19 protein-coding genes are annotated in these 19,759 nt (G+C 73.8%); 13 read left to right on the forward strand and 6 right to left on the reverse strand.

All coding sequences use genetic code 11. The features are described from left to right. The first annotated feature begins 3 nt into the window (after positions 1-3). Together AB0K25_RS21220 and AB0K25_RS21225 are read left to right on the forward strand one after the other, a co-directional pair. Positions 4-1,725, forward strand: a complete 1,722-nt coding sequence (locus AB0K25_RS21220; protein ID WP_363822172.1) for an ABC transporter ATP-binding protein — start codon at positions 4-6, stop codon at positions 1,723-1,725. Further along, on the forward strand, positions 1,722-3,581 hold the full coding sequence (locus AB0K25_RS21225; RefSeq protein WP_363822174.1) for an ABC transporter ATP-binding protein: 1,860 nt from the start codon (positions 1,722-1,724) through the stop codon (positions 3,579-3,581). The genes AB0K25_RS21220 and AB0K25_RS21225 overlap by 4 nt, the downstream gene beginning before the upstream one ends. Here the strand turns inward: AB0K25_RS21225 and rpsD are convergent. Further along, positions 3,569-4,177: a 30S ribosomal protein S4 gene (gene rpsD / locus AB0K25_RS21230; protein WP_219460451.1), complete on the reverse strand. Its 609-nt coding sequence runs from the start codon at positions 4,175-4,177 to the stop codon at positions 3,569-3,571. The two genes, AB0K25_RS21225 and rpsD, sit on opposite strands and share 13 nt — an antisense overlap. Positions 4,178-4,250: 73 nt before the next feature. On the opposite strand from rpsD, the gene AB0K25_RS21235 reads away from it, so the two are divergent. From AB0K25_RS21235 to AB0K25_RS21260, 6 genes are all read left to right on the forward strand, one after another. After that, positions 4,251-4,985 (forward strand): DUF2470 domain-containing protein, encoded by a 735-nt coding sequence (locus AB0K25_RS21235; protein WP_219460448.1) that lies wholly within the window; start codon positions 4,251-4,253, stop codon positions 4,983-4,985. A gap of 338 nt (positions 4,986-5,323) precedes the next feature. After that, a complete protein-coding gene (locus tag AB0K25_RS21240; RefSeq protein WP_363822178.1) occupies positions 5,324-5,872 on the forward strand; it encodes a hypothetical protein in 549 nt (182 codons plus the stop codon). Positions 5,873-5,895: 23 nt separating this feature from the next. Beyond that, positions 5,896-6,291, forward strand: coding sequence for an Imm7 family immunity protein (locus AB0K25_RS21245; protein WP_363822181.1), 396 nt, complete (start codon positions 5,896-5,898; stop codon positions 6,289-6,291). Between the two features lie 140 nt (positions 6,292-6,431). Then, positions 6,432-6,968, forward strand: coding sequence for an ATP-binding protein (locus AB0K25_RS21250; protein ID WP_357537247.1), 537 nt, complete (start codon positions 6,432-6,434; stop codon positions 6,966-6,968). A 363-nt stretch (positions 6,969-7,331) separates the two neighbouring features. Next, a complete protein-coding gene (locus AB0K25_RS21255; protein WP_363822184.1) occupies positions 7,332-7,907 on the forward strand; it encodes a hypothetical protein in 576 nt (191 codons plus the stop codon). A gap of 341 nt (positions 7,908-8,248) precedes the next feature. Continuing rightward, positions 8,249-8,932 carry a lytic polysaccharide monooxygenase gene (locus AB0K25_RS21260; RefSeq protein WP_219460433.1) on the forward strand — a complete coding sequence of 228 codons (684 nt, stop codon included), beginning with the start codon at positions 8,249-8,251 and terminating at the stop codon, positions 8,930-8,932. Positions 8,933-9,109: 177 nt separating this feature from the next. Here the strand turns inward: AB0K25_RS21260 and AB0K25_RS21265 are convergent, their stop codons facing one another. Then, positions 9,110-9,607 carry a cellulose binding domain-containing protein gene (locus AB0K25_RS21265; RefSeq protein WP_363822187.1) on the reverse strand — a complete coding sequence of 166 codons (498 nt, stop codon included), beginning with the start codon at positions 9,605-9,607 and terminating at the stop codon, positions 9,110-9,112. A gap of 388 nt (positions 9,608-9,995) precedes the next feature. Between AB0K25_RS21265 and AB0K25_RS21270 the strand changes: the two genes are divergently transcribed. Then, complete coding sequence (locus tag AB0K25_RS21270) at positions 9,996-11,024, forward strand: hypothetical protein (RefSeq protein ID WP_208570537.1); 1,029 nt, start codon at positions 9,996-9,998, stop codon at positions 11,022-11,024. A 127-nt stretch (positions 11,025-11,151) separates the two neighbouring features. On the opposite strand, the gene AB0K25_RS21275 is transcribed toward AB0K25_RS21270, so the two are convergent. From AB0K25_RS21275 to AB0K25_RS21285, 3 genes are read right to left on the reverse strand one after another with little or no spacing between them, the layout of a single operon-like run. Further along, positions 11,152-11,616, reverse strand: coding sequence for a hypothetical protein (locus AB0K25_RS21275; protein WP_219460426.1), 465 nt, complete (start codon positions 11,614-11,616; stop codon positions 11,152-11,154). Then, positions 11,591-12,232: a sigma-70 family RNA polymerase sigma factor gene (locus AB0K25_RS21280; protein ID WP_219460421.1), complete on the reverse strand. Its 642-nt coding sequence runs from the start codon at positions 12,230-12,232 to the stop codon at positions 11,591-11,593. The genes AB0K25_RS21275 and AB0K25_RS21280 overlap by 26 nt, the downstream gene beginning before the upstream one ends. A gap of 28 nt (positions 12,233-12,260) precedes the next feature. Next, positions 12,261-13,574, reverse strand: coding sequence for a S8 family serine peptidase (locus AB0K25_RS21285; RefSeq protein WP_357537255.1), 1,314 nt, complete (start codon positions 13,572-13,574; stop codon positions 12,261-12,263). A 186-nt stretch (positions 13,575-13,760) separates the two neighbouring features. On the opposite strand from AB0K25_RS21285, the gene AB0K25_RS21290 reads away from it, so the two are divergent. Next, positions 13,761-16,373 (forward strand): CHAT domain-containing tetratricopeptide repeat protein, encoded by a 2,613-nt coding sequence (locus AB0K25_RS21290; RefSeq protein ID WP_363822192.1) that lies wholly within the window; start codon positions 13,761-13,763, stop codon positions 16,371-16,373. 26 nt (positions 16,374-16,399) lie between these two features. Here AB0K25_RS21290 and AB0K25_RS21295 read toward each other — a convergent pair whose 3' ends face one another. Continuing rightward, complete coding sequence (locus AB0K25_RS21295) at positions 16,400-17,182, reverse strand: inositol monophosphatase family protein (protein ID WP_363822195.1); 783 nt, start codon at positions 17,180-17,182, stop codon at positions 16,400-16,402. 277 nt (positions 17,183-17,459) lie between these two features. On the opposite strand from AB0K25_RS21295, the gene AB0K25_RS21300 reads away from it, so the two are divergent. From AB0K25_RS21300 to AB0K25_RS21310, 3 genes are read left to right on the forward strand one after another with little or no spacing between them, the layout of a single operon-like run. Further along, the gene (locus AB0K25_RS21300; protein ID WP_363822198.1) at positions 17,460-19,187 is read left to right on the forward strand and encodes an aminotransferase class V-fold PLP-dependent enzyme; all 1,728 of its coding nucleotides are present in this window, start codon (positions 17,460-17,462) and stop codon (positions 19,185-19,187) included. 6 nt (positions 19,188-19,193) lie between these two features. Then, on the forward strand, positions 19,194-19,334 hold the full coding sequence (locus tag AB0K25_RS21305; protein WP_363822200.1) for a hypothetical protein: 141 nt from the start codon (positions 19,194-19,196) through the stop codon (positions 19,332-19,334). After that, positions 19,331-19,759 carry a hypothetical protein gene (locus AB0K25_RS21310; RefSeq protein WP_363822202.1) on the forward strand — a complete coding sequence of 143 codons (429 nt, stop codon included), beginning with the start codon at positions 19,331-19,333 and terminating at the stop codon, positions 19,757-19,759. Before AB0K25_RS21305 ends, AB0K25_RS21310 begins: the two co-directional genes overlap by 4 nt.

The raw sequence follows: 19,759 nt of genomic DNA on the forward strand, positions 1-19,759 counted from the left end.
GCAGTGAGCAAGATCAGTGCTGGCACCGTCATCCTGCGTAGGGCGGTCGCCCGCAACGGGCGACGCCTCTGGAGCGGAACGGCACTGGCCGGCGTCTACCAGCTCTGCGCGGCCCTGGTGCCGATCCTCATCGGCGTCATCGTCGACCGGGGCGTCGCCACCGGCGACCTGACCGCACTGCTCGTCTGGATCGCCGTCCTGGCGGCGGTCTACCTGGTGCTGGCGGTGACCTACCGCTTCGGCGCGCGACGCCTGCAACGGGCCATCGCCGAGGAGGGTCACCAACTGCGGGTCGAGCTGGCGGCGCGGATCCTGCACCCACGCGTGCTCCGGGCCGAACGGCACACCGGCGACCTGCTCGCGGTCACCACCACCGACGCCGAGTACACCTCCTACCTGCTCGACCACATCCCCCGGATCACCAGCGCCCTGGTGGCGGTCACGGTCAGCGCGGTCGCGCTGCTGCTGATCTCGCCACCGCTCGGACTGACCGTGCTGGTCGCCATCCCGGTCGTGCTGGCGGTCCTCAACCGCACCGCGCCGCTGATCGCCCGACGTGTCAAGGAGCAACAGGATCAGGCCGGCCGGGCCACCGCGCTCGCCACCGACCTGGTGACCGGGCTGCGGGCGTTGCGCGGCATCGGCGCGCAGGACGCCGCGGTCGAGCGGTACCACCGGGTGAGCCGCCACGCCCTGGCGGCCACGCTGCGCGCCTCCCGGACCCAGAACGCCTACCTGGGCGCGTCCACGATGCTGAGCGCCCTGCTGTCCGGAGGCATCGCGCTCATGGCGGGCTGGTTCGCGCTCACCGGCCGCATCACGGTCGGCCAGTTCATCACGGTGATCGGCTCCGCGCAGTTCCTCGTCGAACCGTTCGGCGTGCTCGCGGTCGTACCCAGTTGGACCGCTGCCGCCCGCGCGGCGGCGGAGCGGGTCGCCGCCGTCGTCGGGGCCGACGTGGTCCTGCCGCCGGGTGCCGCCGTGCCCCGCAGCAGCGGCCACGAGCTGCGCCTGACCGACGTGACGTACGGCCCGCTCGCCGGGCTGCGCCTGCACGTGCGCGGCGGGGAGTTCGTCGGTGTGGTGGCTCGCCGACCGGCGGACGCCGAGGCGCTGGCGCGGCTGCTGGCGGTGCCCGACGGTCACACGGGTGACGTCCTGCTCGGCGGCGAACGGCTCGAGGCCGTGGACCGGGGCCGGGCGCGGCAGGTGCTGCACAGCGAACCGCACCGCACCGACCTGTTCACCGGCACCCTCGCCTCGAACATCGCCCTGCGCGACGACGGAGGGCGGCACGACGACGGACGGCACGACGGCGGACGGCTCGACGAGGCCCTGCGCGCCGCTGCCGCCGCCGAGGTGGCACACCTGCACCCGGAGGGCCTACGCATGCCGGTCACCGAACGCGGCGCGAACCTCTCCGGCGGCCAGCGTCAACGTGTCGCGCTCGCCCGCGCGTTGCTCGCCGCGCCGCCGCTGCTGGTCCTGCACGACCCGACCACCGCCGTCGACGCGGTCACCGAACGGGCCGTCGCCGACGGCATCCGCGCCCTGCGGCACGGTTCGGATGCCGGCTACGGCACCGTCGTCATCACCACCAGCCCGACGCTGCTGGCCGCCACCGACCGGGTGGTGTTCATCGGGGACGGCGCCGTCGCCGCCGAGGGTACGCACGCCGAACTCGTCAGCCACGACGACAGCTACCGCCGGACGGTGCTGCGGTGACCCACCCGATCCTGCCCGTGGCCGGCCCGCACGAGAGCAGGGCGTGGCTCGGTGCGCAACTACGGGCCCGCCCGGGCGGCACCGGCGGCACCCTGGTCGTCGGGCTGCTCGCCGCCGCCACGGCGATCGTCCCCGCATACGCCCTGGGCCTGCTGGTCGACCGGGTCCGGGCCGGTGGCGGCACCGACGCGCTCGTGCCGGTCGCCGTGGTCATCGTGGCCGCGGCGGTCGTCGGCGGGGTGGCCACCGGCGTCAGCGCCCACCTGATCCGCCGGTTGGGTGCGGGGATCCTCGCCGACCTGCGTGAACGCGCCCTGGACGCCGCGCTGCGCCTGCCGGCGGCGGTGCTCGACCGGGCGGGCCGGGGCGACCTGGTCTCGCGGGTCGGTGCGGACGTCAGCGCCATCGACCGGGCCGTCACCGAGGTTCTGCCCACCCTGATCTCGGCCCTGCTGCTGGCGGCGATCAGCCTCGGCACGATGATCGGCATCGACTGGCGGCTGGGGCTGGCCGGCGCGGTCGCCGTCCCGCTCCATGTGCTCGGCCTGCGGTGGTACCTCCCCCGGGCCGCGCCGGCCTACGCGGCGGAGCGGGTCGCCATCGCGCAGCGGTCGCAGCAGTTCGTCGAGAGTGTGCAGGGCATCCGTACGGTGCACGCCTACCGGCTGGAGGACCGGCACCTCGCCGGTATCACGGCGGTCTCGGCCCGCGCGCGGGACATCTCGACGAGCGTGTTCGCCCTCTACACCCGTTTCGTGGGCCGCATCCACGGGGCGGAGCTGGCCGGGCTCGGCGCGGTGCTGGCGGTGGGATTCCTGCTCGTCCGCCGGGACGCCGTCACTCTCGGCGAGGTCTCCGCGGCCGCGCTGCTGCTGCACCGCCTGTTCGGCCCGGTGCTGCACCTGATGGTCACCTTCGACAAGGCCCAGGATGCGGGGGCGAGCCTGGCCCGTCTCGTCGGTGTGCTCGGCACGGACCCCGAAGGCCGTGGCGGCGGCACCGCGCCGACGGCGCACGACCTCGTCCTGACCGGCGTCGGCTTCAGCTACGACGGGGCCACGCCGGTGCTGCGCGACGTCTCCCTGCGGGTCGGGTCGGGCCAGGTCGTCGCGCTGGTCGGGTCCACCGGCGCCGGGAAGACCACGGTCGCGTCGATCGCCGCCGGGGCCCTGCGCCCCGGGCACGGAACGGCCACCCTGGGCGGCGTACCCGTCACCGAGCTGCCCGCCCGGACGGTCGCCCTGGTCAGTCAGGAGACCCACGTGTTCGCCGGGCCCCTCGACGAGGACCTGCGGTTGGCCCGCCCGCACGCCACACCGGAGGAACTCACCGCGGCCCTGGCCCGCGTCGGTGCCCTGACCTGGGTGCTCGCGCTCCCCGAGGGCCTGGGCACGGTGGTCGGTGAGGGCGGCCACCCGCTGACTGCGGCGCAGGCGCAGCAGTTGGCGCTGGCCCGGGTGGTGCTGCTCGACCCCGCGGTGGTGGTGCTGGACGAGGCGACCGCCGAGGCGGGCAGCGCGGGTGCGCGCGACCTCGAACAGGCCGCCGCCGCGGCGTTGGCGGGACGCACCGCCCTGGTCGTCGCCCACCGCCTCACCCAGGCCGTGGCCGCGGACCACATCATCGTCATGGACCATGGCGAGATCGTCGAGAGTGGTCCGCACGCCGATCTGGTCGGTGCGGGGGCAAGCTACGCCCGGCTGTGGGCGGCGTGGACCGCCCGGGCCGCCGACGGTCCCGGGCCGACCCGCACCGACGCCGCTGCGGGGCCCGTGGTGGGCAGCGGCGACCCGCCGGTGCCGCAGCGGCGGCAGGTGCGGAGGGACGGGCCGCCGCTGACCGCTCAGCGGGAGTAGAACTCCACCACGAGCTGCTCGTCGCAGACCACCGGCACCTCGTGCCGGGCGGGCTCGCGCAGCAGCGTGGCGCGCAGCCCGGTCAGCTCCACCGACAGGTACGGGCGGGGTCGGTCGTCGGCGTGCGCGCCGGTGGCGGCGAGCTGGAACGGTGGCAGGGCGCGGCTGCGCTCGCGTACCGCGACCACCTGGCCGGGCCGCAGCCGGTACGAGGGCCGGTCGACCTTGTGCCCGTCGACGGTGAAGTGGCCGTGTCCGACGAGCTGGCGTGCCTGGTAGATGCTGCGGGCCAGCCCGGCCCGGAGCACCACCGCGTCGAGTCGCCGTTCCAGGAGGGCGACCAGCGACTCACCGGTCTTCCCGGCGCCCCGGGCGGCCTCGTCGAACGTCCGGCGCAGTTGGGCCTCGCTGACGTTGTACTGGTGGCGCAGCCGCTGCTTCTCCAGCAGCCGGACCTGGTAGTCGGAGGTCTTGCGCCGGTTGCGACCGTGCACACCCGGCGGGTAGGGACGTCGCTCGAAGTACCGCACGCACTTGCGGGTGAGCGGGATGCCGAGCGCGCGGGAGAGCCGGGCCTTGGGGCGGGGGTGGTTCACGTTCGACGTCTCCGATCGAATGGTCTAGCCTGCAACTTAGGTAAGGCTAACCTACATTGAGGAGTCAGGGATCATGCGACCCAGCCCGGCGGAGATCGTGCGTACCCTCGTCGCGGGCGGGCTGCCGGCCCTCGCCCAGCTGGCCGGCAGCACCGGCCCGCACCAGGTCCGGCACGCCACCGACCCGGCCGGCCGGGTGCTGCTGCTGGTGCCGGCACCCGGCGACCTCGCCACGGCGCTCACGCCGCCCGCCGGGGACACCGCCGTCGCCGCCGTCCTCGACGTGCTCGACCTGCCGCCCACCGCCGGTGCCCCCTCGCTCGGCCGGGCCTGGGTCTCCGGCTGGGCCGAGCGCCTCGACGGCGACGCGGCCCGGCAGGCCGCGATGGACTTCGCCGCCACCCGGCCCACCGGCGACCTGCTCGACGTGGGCAGCAGGTTCCAGCTGCACCGGTTCGAGGTGACCGAGGCCCGCTGGGAACGCGCCGGCGCAACGCGCCCGATCGACCCGCAGGCGTACGCACAGGCCGAGCCCGACCCGTTGCACGCGGCCGAGGCGGGGTTGCTGGCCGACCTCGCCGACCACCACGCCGAGCAGGTCGCGGCCCACCTGCGCCGGCAGTTGAAGCTCACCGGTGCCGAGTCGCCACGGGTGGTCCGGATCGACCGGTACGGCCTGCTGGTCGCGTACGGCCAGCCCGGCGCGGCCCGACGGGCGAGGGTGAGCTTCGCGCGACCCGTCGCCGACGTCGCCGAGCTGTCCCGGCTGCTGCACCCGATGCTCTGCCCCCGGCAGGCAGCCGCCTGAGCCCGTCGCGACGACGCTGACGCCCACCGCCCACCCCGGATCCGGCACGCCCAGGACGTCCTCGACGCACGACGGCTCCTGGCACGCCTGCAACCCGGTCTGCCGGATACGGTGGTGCGGTTCACCGGGAACGTCCCCTGCACGGAGGCGGCAACGCCACGGTTCGAGGGCTTCCTGCGCCGATGGGGGTCCGGAGCCGCCCCGCAGTCCAGCCACCCACCTGCACCACCTGCTCGGCGGCCGCCCTCACACCGCCACCTGGCCGGCCCGCGGCCCGACGGGGTGGACCCGATCGGTCCGGGGTTTCACCGGTCGCCGGTTGCGGGTAGCGGTTGGTCGTGAACCGCGATCTCGTGACGGCGCTGCAGGCCGCCTGGGGCCTGCCGGAGTTCCGCGACGGGGTACGCCACGTCGTCGACCTCGAGGAGGTGGCGCTGCTGCTGGCCACGCTCTCCGTTGCGGACCATGACCGCGAGGTGGAACGCAGCCTGCTGCGGCTGCTGCGGTCCAGTCTGGACACGACCGAGATCCGGGAAGCGGTGTTGCTGCTGCTGGAACGCGACGAGGTACGCCGACCGCTCCTCGCGGCGGTGGTCCGACCGCGTGCCGACCGACCGGGTCAGGCTGCCGCCATCACCTCGGCGGCCGAGGACCCCAGGGTGCGGCGTGAGGTACGGGCGGTGCTGGACGACGCCAGGGTGCGCGAGCTGGTCTGGCAGGCGGTCGAGAACCAGATGGACGCCGACCGGGTCGGCCTGGCCCGCCGCGTCGCCGTGCTGTTCATCCGGCACCCGAGCGTCCCACGCCTCACCTGGGCCCTGCGCCGCCACGGCGTACTACGCGAGCTACGCCGCACCGGCACGCCAGGCGACGGCACCGCGACCTGAGGAGGTGCACCTACACTGCCGCCATGTTCGAGTACCACGGGTGGATCACCCTCCGCTCGACAGCCGAGGCGGTCGACGACGACCCACCCCTGCGCCTCGACGAGATCCAGCACCTGCTCGACGGTCTCACCGGCCACGGGCTGATCGACCTACGCCCGGTCAACGGCGCGTACCACGTCCATCTCGGCGGGTTCCCCAACCACCGGGGCACGTCGGGTGCCGACATCCTCGACCTGTTCACCAGGATCGGTCAGCTCGCCCCCGGGTCCTACGGGCTGCTGTACGTGCACGACGACGAGGACCCCGGGCACGAACTGGCCTTCCGGGTCTTCCGGCTGGTGCGCGCAACGGTCACCGAACACGCCGACCGCCTGCTGTCCCCGGTGATCCCCACCCTCGAAGACGAGTACCTCGGCTGACCATGGCGAGGCCCGCCCGCACCATGTGACACCGCCCGTCCACCCGTCGCCGTACGTCAGCACGGCGGGGAACACCGGGCAACGGGGAGCGGCCCGGGTGGCGGTGCGCGATGATGGGGGCGTCCGGCCGGAGGATGTTGATGGAGAAACCGACACTGTTCCTGACCGTGGGCCTGCCCTGCGCCGGGAAGACCACGGCTGCCCGGCGCATCGAGATCGAACGGAGAGCACTTCGGCTGACCAAGGACGAGTGGGTGAAGGCTCTCTACGGGCCCGGGAATCCGCCCCTGGCGGGAGCCGTGATCGAGGGAAGGCTCATCCAGATCGCGCTGCGCGCCCTCGAACTCGGCACCAACGTCGTGCTCGACTACGGCCTGTGGGACCGCAACGAGCGTTCCGCCCTGCGCCGCGCGGCGCTTGACGTCGGCGCGACGGTGGAACTGCACTACTTCGCTCTCAGCCCGTCCGAGCAGCGGAAACGACGTGACCAACGCCAGGCCGAGGAACCGCACACGACGTGGCCCATGTCCGACGGGGAACTCGTCGAGTGGGCCGCCCGCTTCGACGTCCCCACGCCGGGCGAGCTCGACGGCGGCGAGCCCATCGACGACCCCCCGGCGGGATTCCCGACCTGGTACGAGTGGCGCACCCACCGCTGGCCGCCCTCGGTCCACTGACCCCCGCCGACCGGCCGTGCCGCAAGTACCCGAGCGGGTCGAAAGCCCACTGAGATCCGTCAATGTTGCCAGAGTGCATCCAGACGTGTTGGAATAGCTCATATCGCCGCAGCGCGGGGGCAACCGCACTGAGAACGGCCAGCACGGGAGCAGCACGGCATCGACAGCGCGCCGCCTCGACGGACGCTCGCACACCGCCTCGACGGGCCATCGCCGTGCTGACGGGCACCCCGCCGGGTGGGCACTCCCGCCCGCCACACGTATCCGCCGCCACGCGCCCCGACGGTCGACACGCTCGACGCCTGCCCGGGGTCGCCTGACGGGCCTGCCAGAGCACCACAACCGGCGACGAGGTGAGAAGCGATGAGTTCCCCAGAGAGTTCCGCGTGGTACCGGCACCGCCTGGTGTGGGTGGCGGTGATCCTGCTGGTGGTGTCGGTCGGCACTGTCGTGTTGGCCAACCGGAGCAGCACGGGGGCGGAGCCGGCGGATCTGCAGGCGCAGATCGTGGCCCGGATGCGTACCACGCTCGAAAAGGCGGATCCGGGGCAGCACCAGCATGCCGGGCACGACGCCCAGCAGGGCGCCACCACGGAGAAGCCGCCGGTGATCTGTGGGGTCCGCGTCTACGGCTTCGAACCGGCCGGGGCCACCACGTTCACCGACGTCCAGAAGATCTACGGCTTCCATCTGTGCGGCATCGCCGAGCAGAAGCGCCCCTGGGACGTGGCGGTCAAGCTCGCCGGCCCACTGATCATGGACATGTCCACCGATCCGCCGGGAATCCAGGTCGTCGAGGCGACTGCGGAGGTCAGGTTCGTCGACCGGCTCCGGGAGATGTTCCCGCCCGTGTACGCGACGATCGCGCAGCAGGAGGCGCTGGGTGCCTCGGAGATGGCCGACCTGCGCCGGAGGTACGACGCGGCAGCGAAGCTGTGACCCGTCCGGCCGGCAGGCCGGCACGCCCCGCCACGTGGTGACCGCCCGGCGGCCGACCCGGGGTCACCGTGCCGGGTGGCCGACGCCCGGTTGCCGCCCCCGGTGGTCGGCCCGACACCACGCCGTCCGGCCGCCCGGACCCGGATCTGCGGTGACCTCGGGTCCACGGCCCGGCCGCCCGCCGGCGATGCGGCGATCTCGGACAGCTCGCTCCACATCCGACAGCTCGATCCAATCCGACTAAATATCGATCAACATTGATATTTGGCTGCATGGGTGCAACAGTGGATTCGGGAGCATTCACCACTCGATGTCCCGTACCGACGAATGGAGGATGAACAGTGCGTTCACACCAGTCCGACCGATCCGGCGGACGCCCCCGGTCAACCGTCCGCCGGTCCCTCCAGGCGCTCGTCCTGATGTTCGCCATGGTGGTCGGCACCCTGCCCCTGACCAGCCCCGCCCAGGCCCACGGGACGATCATCAACCCGGCGACCCGGGCGTATCAGTGCTGGAAGACCTGGGGCAGCCAGCACACCAACCCGGCCATGCAGCAGCAGGACCCGATGTGTTGGCAGGCGTTCCAGGCCAACCCGGACACCATGTGGAACTGGATGAGCGCGTTGCGCGACGGCCTGGCCGGCCAGTACCAGCCCAGCACCCCGGACGGGCAGCTGTGCAGCAACGCCCTGTCCCGGAACAACTCGCTGAACACGCCCGGGGCGTGGAAGGCGACCACCGTCGGCCGCAACCTCACCGTCCAGATGTACGACCAGGCCAGCCACGGTGCGGACTTCTTCCGGGTCTACGTCACCAAGCAGGGGTTCAACCCGGCCACCCAGCGGGTCGGGTGGGGCAACCTGGACCTGATCACCACGACCGGGCGGTACGCGCCGGCACAGAACATCTCGTTCAACGTCTCGATTCCGTCCTCGCGCAGCGGAAGCCACGTCCTGTTCTTCATCTGGAAGGCGTCGCACGCTGACCAGACCTACATGTGGTGCAGCGACGTCAAGATCGCCTGATCGGCGACGCGGTACTCCCGGCCCAGGACGTCACCGTCCTGGGCCGGAGCCCGTCTCGGGGTCCTCCAGCGGCACCGCGTGACGCTGGTGGTGGCGGCGGGCCGCCGTCAACCGACGCTCTCCGGTACGCAGCCGACCGCCACGGCGGGGACCCGGCCCGGCCGGCGGGACTCCGCCTCAGGTGAGCGAACAGGGCGTCCCGTTGAGGGTGAACGAGGACGGGCTGCCGGTGTCACCGGTGTGCTCGGCCACGAACCCGATGGCGATCGAGGCCCCCGGCCCGAGGATGACGTGGTCGTCGAGTCCACGGGCCGTGACGGTGCCGCCGGACGGCGAGTACACCGCGTTCCAGTCGGTGGTGATGCGTTGCCCGGCCGGCAGCGGGAACGTCAGCCTCCAGGAGGTGATCGCGCTGGCACCGGTGTTGGTGATGGTGATGCTGCTCGTCAGGAAGGTGTCCCAGGTGTAGACCGAGTACCGGACGGTGCACGCCGCCCCGCTGGGCGGCGGGCTGCCCGGCACCGCCGTACCGAGTGGTGGGCTACCCGGCACCGCCGTGCCGGGTCGTGGGCTCATGCTGGCGGGCACGGTGGTCGGGACGCTGACGCCGTCCAGGGCGGCGGCCAGCGTCAGGGTCGCCGCAGCGGCACCGAGATGACTGCTCCTCAGTCTCATGGCGGCGGTTCCCTCCCGGGGGTCGGCGCACGGCGGGGCGGCGGGACACGGGGCGCGAGCCGCCCCGATGACCGCCCGGCGCACGTTCGCGAGCCCCAACATTAATTCACCACAGTCGATTGTCAAAGGCATCGCGCCGGCCCCGCCGCCGACGGGCCGGACACCCCCGGGGGGCGGACCACGGGATCGATCGCGGCCATCGAGACGGGCGGTCGACCCCCGCATGCATCGATGACTGTCGTTTTTGCCGGTCCTCGCGCCATCTGACGGCAGGCACCCGGGACGGTATTTCCCGGCGCATGGCCAACTCCTCAACTACGTCATCGCGCCGACACGACATCGAAACACGTCGTGATCGACGTCCCCCGCCGATGGGAGAAAACCTGTCATGGGCAAGGTAGGAAAGCGCGTCCGCCGCTCCACGCTGGCCGTACTCACGGGTGCGGCGCTGGCCGGGCTGCTGGCGGTCACCGCAGCCGCCGCGGCACCCGGCGAGGCACCGCAGGGCAAGGCCGCCGCGGCGGCCCGCACCGACGTCTACATGAAGGACGTCGCCGCCGACACCGGCGTCCAGCCGCACTCGTACGGCCCGTTGTGGGCCAGCCCCGACATCAAGGTCTGCCCGACCGCCGTCGAGTGTGCCGTCAGCCAGAACCCGATCGTCGGGGTCACCAACTATCTCTTCCTGAAGGTGCGCAACAACGGACCGTACGGCTCGGGCATCGACAACGGGGTGCTGCGGGTCTACCGGACGACCCCGGGCGGCGGCGCCACCTGGCCGACGCACTGGACCCAGATCGGCGCGGTCAGCGTGCCCGTCTACCCCGGCGTCACCACGGTCACGATCCCGTGGACCGGGGTGCCCGGACCGGGTCACTTCTGCCTGTTGGCGCGCTGGGTGTCACCCACCGACCCGATGACCTTCGAGGGTCCGAGCACGAGCGTCAACACCCAGCACAACAACAACATCGTCTGGCGCAACGTCGACTCGGTCCGGCTCGTCGCTGGCGGACCGCGGGTCGTGCGGCCGTTCGCCATCGGCAACGTGACCACCGCGGAGACCAAGAACGACCTGGTCTTCACCCAGCCGGCGGAGCAGGCCCGGGGCGCCCGGGTCTTCGTCGACCTCGGCCCGACCCTGTTCGAGCGCTGGCAGTCCACCGGAAAGGTCGGCACGGGCATCCGCCAGGTCGGCAAGACCGAATTGGAGATCGTCGAACCGACGAAGGCCAGCATCAGCGGGCTGGTGTTGAAGCCCGGTGAGCGCCTCGAGTTCTCGTTGGCCTTCTCGGCCGAGACCGCCCTGGCCAAGGAGACCGCGCTCAACGTGACCCAGTTCGGGCCGGACGCCGACGGCACCGCCCGCGCCGACCTCGGCGGGGTGCAGTACCTGCTGGCGGACGGGCAGCGGGGATAACCCGGGTCGTCGCCACCTGCGACGGTGGGGCGTGGGCCGTCCGGCCCACGCCCCACCGTCGTCGGTCGGGGTCGGACACCGGACGCGCGGCACCGCCCGCGCCGCCCTCCCGGGAGCAGAGCGCCGGTCAGCGCAGACAGACCCAGGCGGTGGACAGGGCATACCCGACGGTACGCGCGCACAACTGGACCGGACCCGGCGGTGGGGCGCCCAACGAGAAGAAGCCCATCGCGTCCACCGACGCCTCGTCGTAGGTGCCGGCGGCCGTGCGGGCGCTCACCCGTCCGCCACCGGACGGGGAGAGCTGCCCGACGATCCCGGCGTCACTCACCTCGATCTCCACCAGCACCGACCCGCTGCGGAAGGAGAGCGTCCGCGCGGACGCGGCAGACCGGGTCATGCCCACCAGTTCGGCGTCGACCGCCGAGTCGAAGGTCAGCTCGGCGACGGCCAGCTCCGCGTCGGCGGTACGCCAGGTGAACGCGGCCAACGCCGCGCTCAGGTAGGCCTCCGAGACCGGCCCCGTGTCCCACAGCGCCGCGCCCAGCTCCGTCGTCAGCGCGTCGTCATCGACCGGCGGCCACGGCTCCATCCGGCTCACCCCCGTTCGTGCCGATGGCGGACGCTCCGAGAAACTCGACGATCGCCGGACATCTCCGCAGCCTACGCAGACAGCGGGCCTGGGTGGGTCCGATACTGCCGATCGGAATGCCGAGCCGCTCGGCGACCTCCCGGTAGCTCATCGGCGGGTCGGTCGTCAGCAGTGCCAACAGCGCCTGGCAGCGCGGCGGGAGCTGCACGAAACCCTCGCGCAACGCCTGCCGCCGCTCCGCGCGCAGCAGCTCGTCGTCCGGGGCGGGCGCCATCGCCGCCAGCTCCCGGGAGAGCCCGTGATAGGTCTGCAACGACTGGTCGTACGGGTCGACGGGCTGGGCCCGACGGCTGAGGCGGGACAACCGGTAGCACTCGCGCCGGGCCGTGGTGGCCAGCCAGCCCGGTAACGCCTCGGGTTCGCGTACCCGGCCGAGCTGCTCCACCAGGCGGAGCCAGACGGTCTGGTTGACATCCGCCGCGTCGGCCCGGCTGAGGTCGTACGCCCGGATGACCGAGTAGACGACCGGGGTGTACCGGCGGACCAGTTCGGCCCAGGCCGACTCGTCCCCACCGGCGGCGGCGGACAACAGGCTGGTCGTGCTGGCACCGGTCACCGGGCCACCGCCCGGGGCGTCGCACGGCTCATCCGACGAGCACCCCGTAGTCGGGGTGCCACCGGGGGGCGGCGAGCAGGGTCGTCCGCGCCTGGTCCGCGCTGAGGCCCCCGGCCGTCATCAGGGCGGCGAGCCGCCCGGAGACGTGTGCGGTGGCGAACGAGGTGCCGGCCCAGACGGCGAACCCGTGGAACTGGCGTACCGGCCGCCCGGGTAGCGACAGTTGCCCCTCGACGTAGGTGCTGTGGCGCTCGCCGAGGGCGCAGGCGTCCACCCAGGGGCCGAAGCAGCTGTCGACCGCCGGCACCAGACCGCCGGACGTCTGGGCGACCGCCGCGACCGCCAGCACCCGGTCCAGGGCGGCGGGCCAGAGCGGACGACTGGTGCCCGCGTTGCCGGCCGCCGCGACCACGGCGCTCGTCGTCGGCAGCGCGGCCAACGCGTTGGCCAGTGGCAGCGACGGCTGGTCGTCCAGGGTGTAGCCACCCAGGGAGAGGTTGAACACGGACACCTGCGGCGCGAGCCGGCTCAGGGCGGCCACCACGCTCGCCTCGTCCCCCACCCCGGTCGGGTCCAGGGCCTGCTCCGGGTCGACGCGTATCCCCGGCGCGGCCTGCCGGACCACCCCCGCGACGAAGGTGCCGTGCCCGCCCTGCGGGGCGAGCACGTCGGTGTGGACGTAGAGCGGGTCCTCGTCGTCGGGCTGCGGCAGGTACGTGCCGCCGAGCCACTGCGGGTGACACGCGCCGGCCTGCTGCCAGATCCCGGTGTCGCAGATCCCGACGGTGACGCCAGCCCCCTCACCGAGCCGGGTCGGGTCGGGCGGCGGCAGCGCCGCCGCCGGGCGGGGCGGCGTGCCCGGGTTGCCCATGATGTTGCCCAGGCCGAGCAGCACGTGGTGCGGCTGCACCGCCGGCACCGGTTGACCGGGCCACTGCTGGGGGTCGCGTAGTTTCCCCACGACGCCGGGGATGTCGGTCTCCCGGTCGAACAGCAGCCGGGTGACACCGGCGAAGCCGGCGCCGACGGTCACCGGATAGTCGTGGGCACGCAACCAGGTGGTGACCCGTTTGGCGTCGGCGGCGGCGGCGAGCAGTTGCCGGGGCCGGTAGAGGATCTCCCGCCCCGGCACGGTGTACCGACGCACATTCTGGTCGGCGGCCAGCGCCGCTTCGAACGCCTTCTGGTAGGCGTTGGCGTCCGCGTCGCCAGCGACCGCCGGGGCAGGGCGCGGCACGACGCCGAGCGGTGCCGCCACGGCCAGCGCGGACAGCGCCAGGACCCGCCGTCGGGACAGCCGGCCGGCCGGACCCGGCACGGTGGGGTGGTCGGACGGCGGCACGGATCCTCCATGCTCGTGAGAGAAGCGCGCCCACCGATGGTGGACGCGGCGAATTCCCCGACCGCCAATTATTCCGGACCATCGCCGGTTGTCAATTGTGAAACCAAGCAGGACACCCATTGACGAAATTCCCGCGACGGATTCTCGACGTTGACTCGCGGCTGTCCGTCGTGGACTCTCTAGGGCATGTCCGACAGCACCGGTTCCGGTGCCACGGCGGCCCAGGCGGCACTCGACGCCGTCCAGCGATACCCACCCGAGGCGATCACGATCGCCCACCGGGTGCTCGCCGGCCAGACCGCCGACGACGACGAACGCTCCACCGCCGAGCGGGCCATCGGTCTGGCCCTGCGCGAGTTGAACGACCTGACCGGCGCACTGCGCCACCTCCGGCGGGCGGTACGGGCCGCCGGCACCCCCCGTACCCAGGCGTTGGCCCGGATGAGCCTCGGGTACGTGCTGGCCAACGCCGGCCGTACCGCTGCGGCGTTGCGGGCGGTGACCGCCGCGCTGCCCCAGCTCACCGGTGCCGACGCCGGTCGGGCCCGGATGCAGCGGGGGGTGGTGCTGCACTACCGCGGACGCTACGCCGAGGCGGTGCGCGACTACGGCATCGCCATCGACATCGCCCAGCGTGAGGGCGACCCGCTGCTGGAGGCCCGTGCCCGCAACAACCGTGGTCTGCTCAACGCCCACCGGGGCTCCCCCGGCGGCACCGACGACGACCTCTCCCGGGCGGCGGCGGCCTTCCGCCGGCTCGGCCTCGACCTCGCGGCGGCCGACGCCCGCTGGAACAGCGGCATCGCCGCCGGGCAACGCGGCGAGATCGCCATGGCCCTGCGCTGCTTCGCCGACGTCGACGAGGAGTACCGGCGGCTCGCCGTGCCCCGGCCGGCGCTGCTGCTGGACCGGTTCGAGCTGCTGCTGTCGGTGCCGCTGCTCGACGAGGCGGTCGAGGTCGCCGCCGCCGCGGTCCGCGAGCTGCACCGCAGAGGGATGGCCTCGGACCTCGCCGAGGCGCTGCTCGCCCAGGCCCGGGCCGCGCTGCTCGCCGACGACCTGGACACCGCGACCGCCGCCGCCGCCCAGGCCCGGGTCCGGTTCCGGCGGCAGGGCCGACGCACCTGGGCCGTTTTCGCCCGGCACGTCGAGTTGCGCGCCGAGTTCCGCCGGGGCACCCGCACGCCGGCCCTGCTCGCCGCGATGGTGCGCACCGCCGGCCAGCTCGACGCCACCGGGTGGTCGGGTCCGGCGCTGACCACCCGCATCGAAGCCGGTCTGCTGGCCGCCGCAGCGGGTCGCGTCGACCGGGCCGTCGCCCTGCTCGACGTGGCCGCCCTGGCCCGCCGGCGCGGCACCGCCCCCCGCCGCGCCCAGGGGTGGTACGCCCTGGCCCGGTCGCGGCGGCTCACCGGAGACGATGCCGGTGCGGCCCGGGCACTGCGCCGGGGGCTGGCCGTCCTCGACCGGCACCGCACGTCGCTCGGGGCCACGGAGTTGCGGGCCCACAGCGGCACGTACGGGCAGGAGCTGGCCGCCGAGGGCCTCGACATCGCAGTCCGCGCCGGCTCCCCGGCCCGGACGCTGGCCTGGGCCGAACGCTGGCGGGCCAACACGCTGCGGATGCGCCCGGCGTTGCCTCCCGACGACCCGGACCTGTTCGCGGCGCTCACCGAGCTCCGGCTCGTCAGCAGCCTGCTGGAGGACGAGGTGCTGGCCGGCCGGCCCGCCCATGCCCTACGCAGCCGGCAGGCCCGGTTGGAACAGCGCATCCAGGACCTGGCCCGCCGGGTGCCCGGCGGGAGTGGCGTGGTGACCCCGCCCGGCGTGGGGGTGCTCGCCGGGCGGCTCGGTTCCCGCGTGCTGGTCGAGCTGGTCGCCCACGGCGAGCGGCTGCGGGCGGTGCTGGTCCGCGACGGCCGGGCCAGCCTGCACGACCTCGGCCCGCTGGCCGAGGCGGTGCACCTGACCCGGTGGCACCGGTTCGCCCTGCGCCGGCTGGTCACCACCGGCGACACGCCCACCGCGCAGGCCGGGGCCCGCCATGCCGCCGCCACGCTGGACCGGCAGCTCTTCGAGCCGCTGCGCCGGCACCTCGGCGACCGCCCCCTGGTGATCGTGCCGGTCGGGGCCCTGCACGCGGTGCCGTGGTCGGGCCTGCCGACCTGCGCCGGGCGCGCGGTGACCGTCGCCCCGTCGGCCACCGCCTGGCTGCGGGCGGACGGCCGGTGTCCGCCGGCCGGGCCCTCGGTGCTGGCCTGCGGGCCGCGCCTGCCGGCCGGCCTGGCCGAGGTACGCCGACTCGGGCAGGTCCTGTCCGACGCCACCCTGCTCACCGGTGCGGACGCCACCGCCGACGCGTTGACCACGGCCCTGGACGGGGCCGGCCTGGTCCACATCGCCGCCCACGGCACCTTCCGCGCCGACAACCCGCAGTTCTCCACGTTGGAGCTGGCCGGTGGACCGCTGTTCGCCTACGAGTGGGAACGGGTCGCCCGGCCGCCCGGCTGCGTGGTGCTCTCCGCCTGCGACTCGGGGCTGACCGGGGTGCGGCCCGGCGACGAGGTGATGGGCTTCACCGCCGTGCTGCTCGCCCTGGGTGCACGGTGCCTGATCGCCACCGTGCTGCCGGTGCCGGCCGAACCCACCACCGCGCTGATGCTGGACCTGCACCGACGGATGCGGGGCGGGGTCCGCCCGGCGCAGGCGCTCGCCGACGCCCAGCAGGCCTTCGCCGTGCCCGGCGACGGCACCGCCGGGGCCACGGCGGCGGCGTTCGTCTGCCTCGGTGCCGGCTGAGGCCGAGCCGCCCGGCGGACGCGGTGTCAGCCCAGCGTGGCGACTCGGGGACGCAAGCCGTCGATCAGCTCCGGTGGGGCGGCGAGCACCCGACTGCCGCTCACCTCGACGGCGACACCGGCTTCGACGGCGATCACCAGACCGGCGGCCCAGTCCCAGCGGAACGTGCGGTCCTCGACGTAGGCGTCGCAGCGGCCCGCCGCGATCCAGGCCAGCGCCAGGGCCGTCGAGCCCAGCATCCGCACCCCGCGCACGTCACCGGCCAGGTCGGTGACCACGGCCGCCTGCACCCGGCGGTGGGCGACGTCGTAGGCGTACCCGGCGGCGAGGACGACCTCGCCGAGCGTGATCCCGGCGGGCCGGGTCAGCGGCGTGTCGTCGAGGAACGCGCCCCGGCCCCGGACACCACGGAACGTCTCGTCGTGCACCGGGTCGTGGACCACCCCGACGACGGGCTGCCAGCCGTCCGGTGTCTGCTGTTCGCAGGCGACGCTGACGCACCAGAACGGCATTCCGGCGACGTAGTTGACGGTGCCGTCGAGGGGGTCGAGCACCCAGCGCAGCCCGGAGTCGCCGAGGTGGTCGCTGCCCTCCTCGGCGAGGATGCCGTCGCGGGGCCGGCGGGTGCGCAGCAGCTCGACGATGCGCGCCTCGCTGGCCCGGTCCGCCTCGCTGACCAGGTCGGTGGAGGCGGTCTTGTAGTCGACGCGGCCGTGGTCGCCGAAGCGCCGCAGCAGCTCCCGGCCACCGAGGCGAGCCGCCTCCTCGGCGACCCGCCGGCAGTCGTCCAGCTCGGCACCGGTGGCCATCGCGTTCTCCTCGGGTCGTCGGCAGGGCCGGTCGAAATCGTCGCACCCGTACGGGCGCGGGCGCCAGGTTCCCGGCGCGGGCACGGACGCCGGTTGCCCGACCGGCCGGCTCCCGGTCGCCGCCCGGCGTGGCCCCGGGGCGTGCGGGTCGGCATCCCGGGCGGCGAGCGGCGGGGGCGGCCGGTCGGGCACACTGTGGACAGCGGTCGGGACACCGACGCCCGCCGACGCGCCGTCGACCCGCCCCGTCGCCATCGCCGTGGGGAGGCAGCGCGACATGGGTACGGTGGACACGTCCAGGGTGGACCGGTTGCTGGCGCGGATCCGCGACGGGGTCATCGGCGAGGGTGAGCTGCTCGACGGGCCCTACGGGCCACGCCGGATCACCTACGCCGACTACACCGCCTCCGGCCGGGCGTTGGACTTCGTGGAGGACACCATCCGCGACCGGGTGTTGCCCCGCTACGCCAACACCCACACCGAGAGTTCCGCGACCGGTCGGGCGACGGGTCGGTTGCGCGAGGACGCCCGACGGACCATCCTCGACGCCGTCGGCGGCACCGACGAGCATGCGGTGCTCTTCTGCGGTTCCGGGGCCACGGCGGCGGTCGACAAGCTGGTCGGGCTCCTCGAACTGCGGCTGCCCGCCGGCCCGGCGCACCGGCACAAGCTGCTGGACGGCATCCCCGTGGCGCAGCGCCCGGTGGTCTTCGTGGGCCCCTACGAGCACCACTCCAACGAGCTGCCGTGGCGGGAGACGTACGCCGACGTGGTGGTCATCGGCGCGGACGCCGACGGGCACATCGACCGCGTCGAACTGGCCGAACGGCTGGTCCGGTACGCGGACCGACCGCTGCGGGTCGGCAGCTTCTCCGCCGCCTCCAACGTCACCGGCATCCTGTCCGACGCCGACGCGATCGCGGCCCTGCTGCACGCCCACGGGGCACTGTCGTGCTGGGACTACGCCGCCGCCGGCCCGTACGTGCCGATCCGGATGGGTGAGTCGACGCCGGGCGCGGCGGACGGCAAGGACGCGGTCTTCCTGTCGCCGCACAAGTTCGTCGGCGGCCCGCAGACCCCCGGTGTCCTGGTGGTGCGGCGGGATCTGATGCGCAACCGGGTCCCGGTGGTCCCCGGCGGGGGCACCGTGGCGTTCGTCGACCCCGCCGGGCACCGGTACCTCGACGATCCGGTGGCCCGCGAGGAGGGCGGCACTCCGGCGATCGTCGAGTCGATCCGGGCGGGCCTGGTGTTCGCTCTCAAGCAGTCCGTCGGCGCCGACGTCATCCAGGCCCGCGAGGAGCGGCTGTGGTCGCGGGCGCTGGGCCGCTGGTCGGCCAATCCGGGGATCGTGGTCCTGGGCAATCCCCGGGCGCGGCGGCTGCCCATCGTGTCGGTGCAGATCCGCCACGGCAGCCGCCATCTGCACCACAACTTCGTCGTCGCGCTGCTCAACGACCTGTTCGGCATCCAGGCCCGTGGGGGGTGCTCCTGCGCGGGCCCCTACGGGCACCGCCTGCTGGGCATCGACGAGGAGCGCTCCCGGGCGTTCCGGGAGCAGATCGCCCTGGGCTGGGAGGGGATCAAGCCCGGGTGGACCCGGATCAGCTTCGGCTACTTCGTCTCCGACCTGGTCGCCGACCATCTGATCGACGCGGTCGACCTGGTCGCCCGCCTGGGGCACCGCCTGCTGCCCGACTACCACTTCGATGCCTGCAGCGGTCTGTGGCACCACCACCGGGGCCCGGGGCAGTCGCTGCGCCTAGCCGAGCTGGGCGGCCTGTTCACCGGCGACGACCAGCCGGTCCCGCCGCGGCGGTGGGCCGGTGAGGACGCCCTGGCCGGTCACCTGCACGAGGCACACGAGATCCTGGCCGGGCGTGGGGACCACGTCGACGAGGGACCCACCGGCCTGCCGGCCGGCGTGGAGGCGCTGCGCTGGTTCCACCTACCGCCGGCCTGCGTGACCGCCCCGAACGTGCCGCCCTCGCGCCGAGCAGGGTGAGTGTCGGTGGTGGCGCTGGTCGTGTCACGCGTCGAGATCGGCCCCGGCGTACGCCGGCGGTACCCGGCTGCCGGCACGCTGCTGCGCGCGGCGACAGCGCTGCCCGGCGGGCTGACCGGACGGTCCCGTCGGACCGTCGTGCCATGATGCCGCTCACCCAAGGCAAGGAGCACGGCGCAATGGCCACGGTGACGGTTCGGGACGAGACGGCGACGGGCAGGGCGATCGATCAGTGGCCGCTGGCCGGCCTGCCGGAGCGGATCTCCGCGCGGGAGCTGGTCCGGTTGCGCGTCCGCGAGGAGGTGGCGCGGTTCAACGCCGACCGGACGGACCTCTTCCGGGGTCTGGTGCGGCCGACCGACGCGGAGGCGACGTGGAACGGCTACCGGGTCGGTCAGGGTAGGCGGCTGGACTGGGAGCGCCAGGCGGACGCGGCCTGTGCCGCCTTCGCCCGCAACGGCTTCGTGCTGCTGGTGGGTGACCGCCAGGTCGAGGACCTGGACGAGGAGATCGACCTGCTCGCGGAGCCCGACGTGGCCTTCGTGCGGCTCGTCGCCCTGGTGGGTGGCTGA

The sequence above is a fragment of the Micromonospora sp. NPDC049257 genome, assembly GCF_040678915.1.
Classification (GTDB): Bacteria; Actinomycetota; Actinomycetes; order Mycobacteriales; family Micromonosporaceae; genus Micromonospora; species Micromonospora antibiotica.

Excerpts from the sequence above, each read along its gene's own strand:
- AB0K25_RS21265 (WP_363822187.1), bottom strand. The coding sequence starts at position 9,607 with ATGAGACTGAGGAGCAGTCATCTCGGTGCCGCTGCGGCGACCCTGACG.
- AB0K25_RS21310 (WP_363822202.1), top strand. The coding sequence starts at position 19,331 with ATGATGCCGCTCACCCAAGGCAAGGAGCACGGCGCAATGGCCACGGTG.
- AB0K25_RS21250 (WP_357537247.1), top strand. The coding sequence starts at position 6,432 with ATGGAGAAACCGACACTGTTCCTGACCGTGGGCCTGCCCTGCGCCGGG.
- AB0K25_RS21290 (WP_363822192.1), top strand. The coding sequence starts at position 13,761 with ATGTCCGACAGCACCGGTTCCGGTGCCACGGCGGCCCAGGCGGCACTC.
- AB0K25_RS21255 (WP_363822184.1), top strand. The coding sequence starts at position 7,332 with ATGAGTTCCCCAGAGAGTTCCGCGTGGTACCGGCACCGCCTGGTGTGG.
- AB0K25_RS21270 (WP_208570537.1), top strand. The coding sequence starts at position 9,996 with ATGGGCAAGGTAGGAAAGCGCGTCCGCCGCTCCACGCTGGCCGTACTC.
- AB0K25_RS21300 (WP_363822198.1), top strand. The coding sequence starts at position 17,460 with ATGGGTACGGTGGACACGTCCAGGGTGGACCGGTTGCTGGCGCGGATC.
- AB0K25_RS21275 (WP_219460426.1), bottom strand. The coding sequence starts at position 11,616 with ATGGAGCCGTGGCCGCCGGTCGATGACGACGCGCTGACGACGGAGCTG.
- AB0K25_RS21295 (WP_363822195.1), bottom strand. The coding sequence starts at position 17,182 with ATGGCCACCGGTGCCGAGCTGGACGACTGCCGGCGGGTCGCCGAGGAG.
- AB0K25_RS21245 (WP_363822181.1), top strand. The coding sequence starts at position 5,896 with ATGTTCGAGTACCACGGGTGGATCACCCTCCGCTCGACAGCCGAGGCG.
- AB0K25_RS21235 (WP_219460448.1), top strand. The coding sequence starts at position 4,251 with ATGCGACCCAGCCCGGCGGAGATCGTGCGTACCCTCGTCGCGGGCGGG.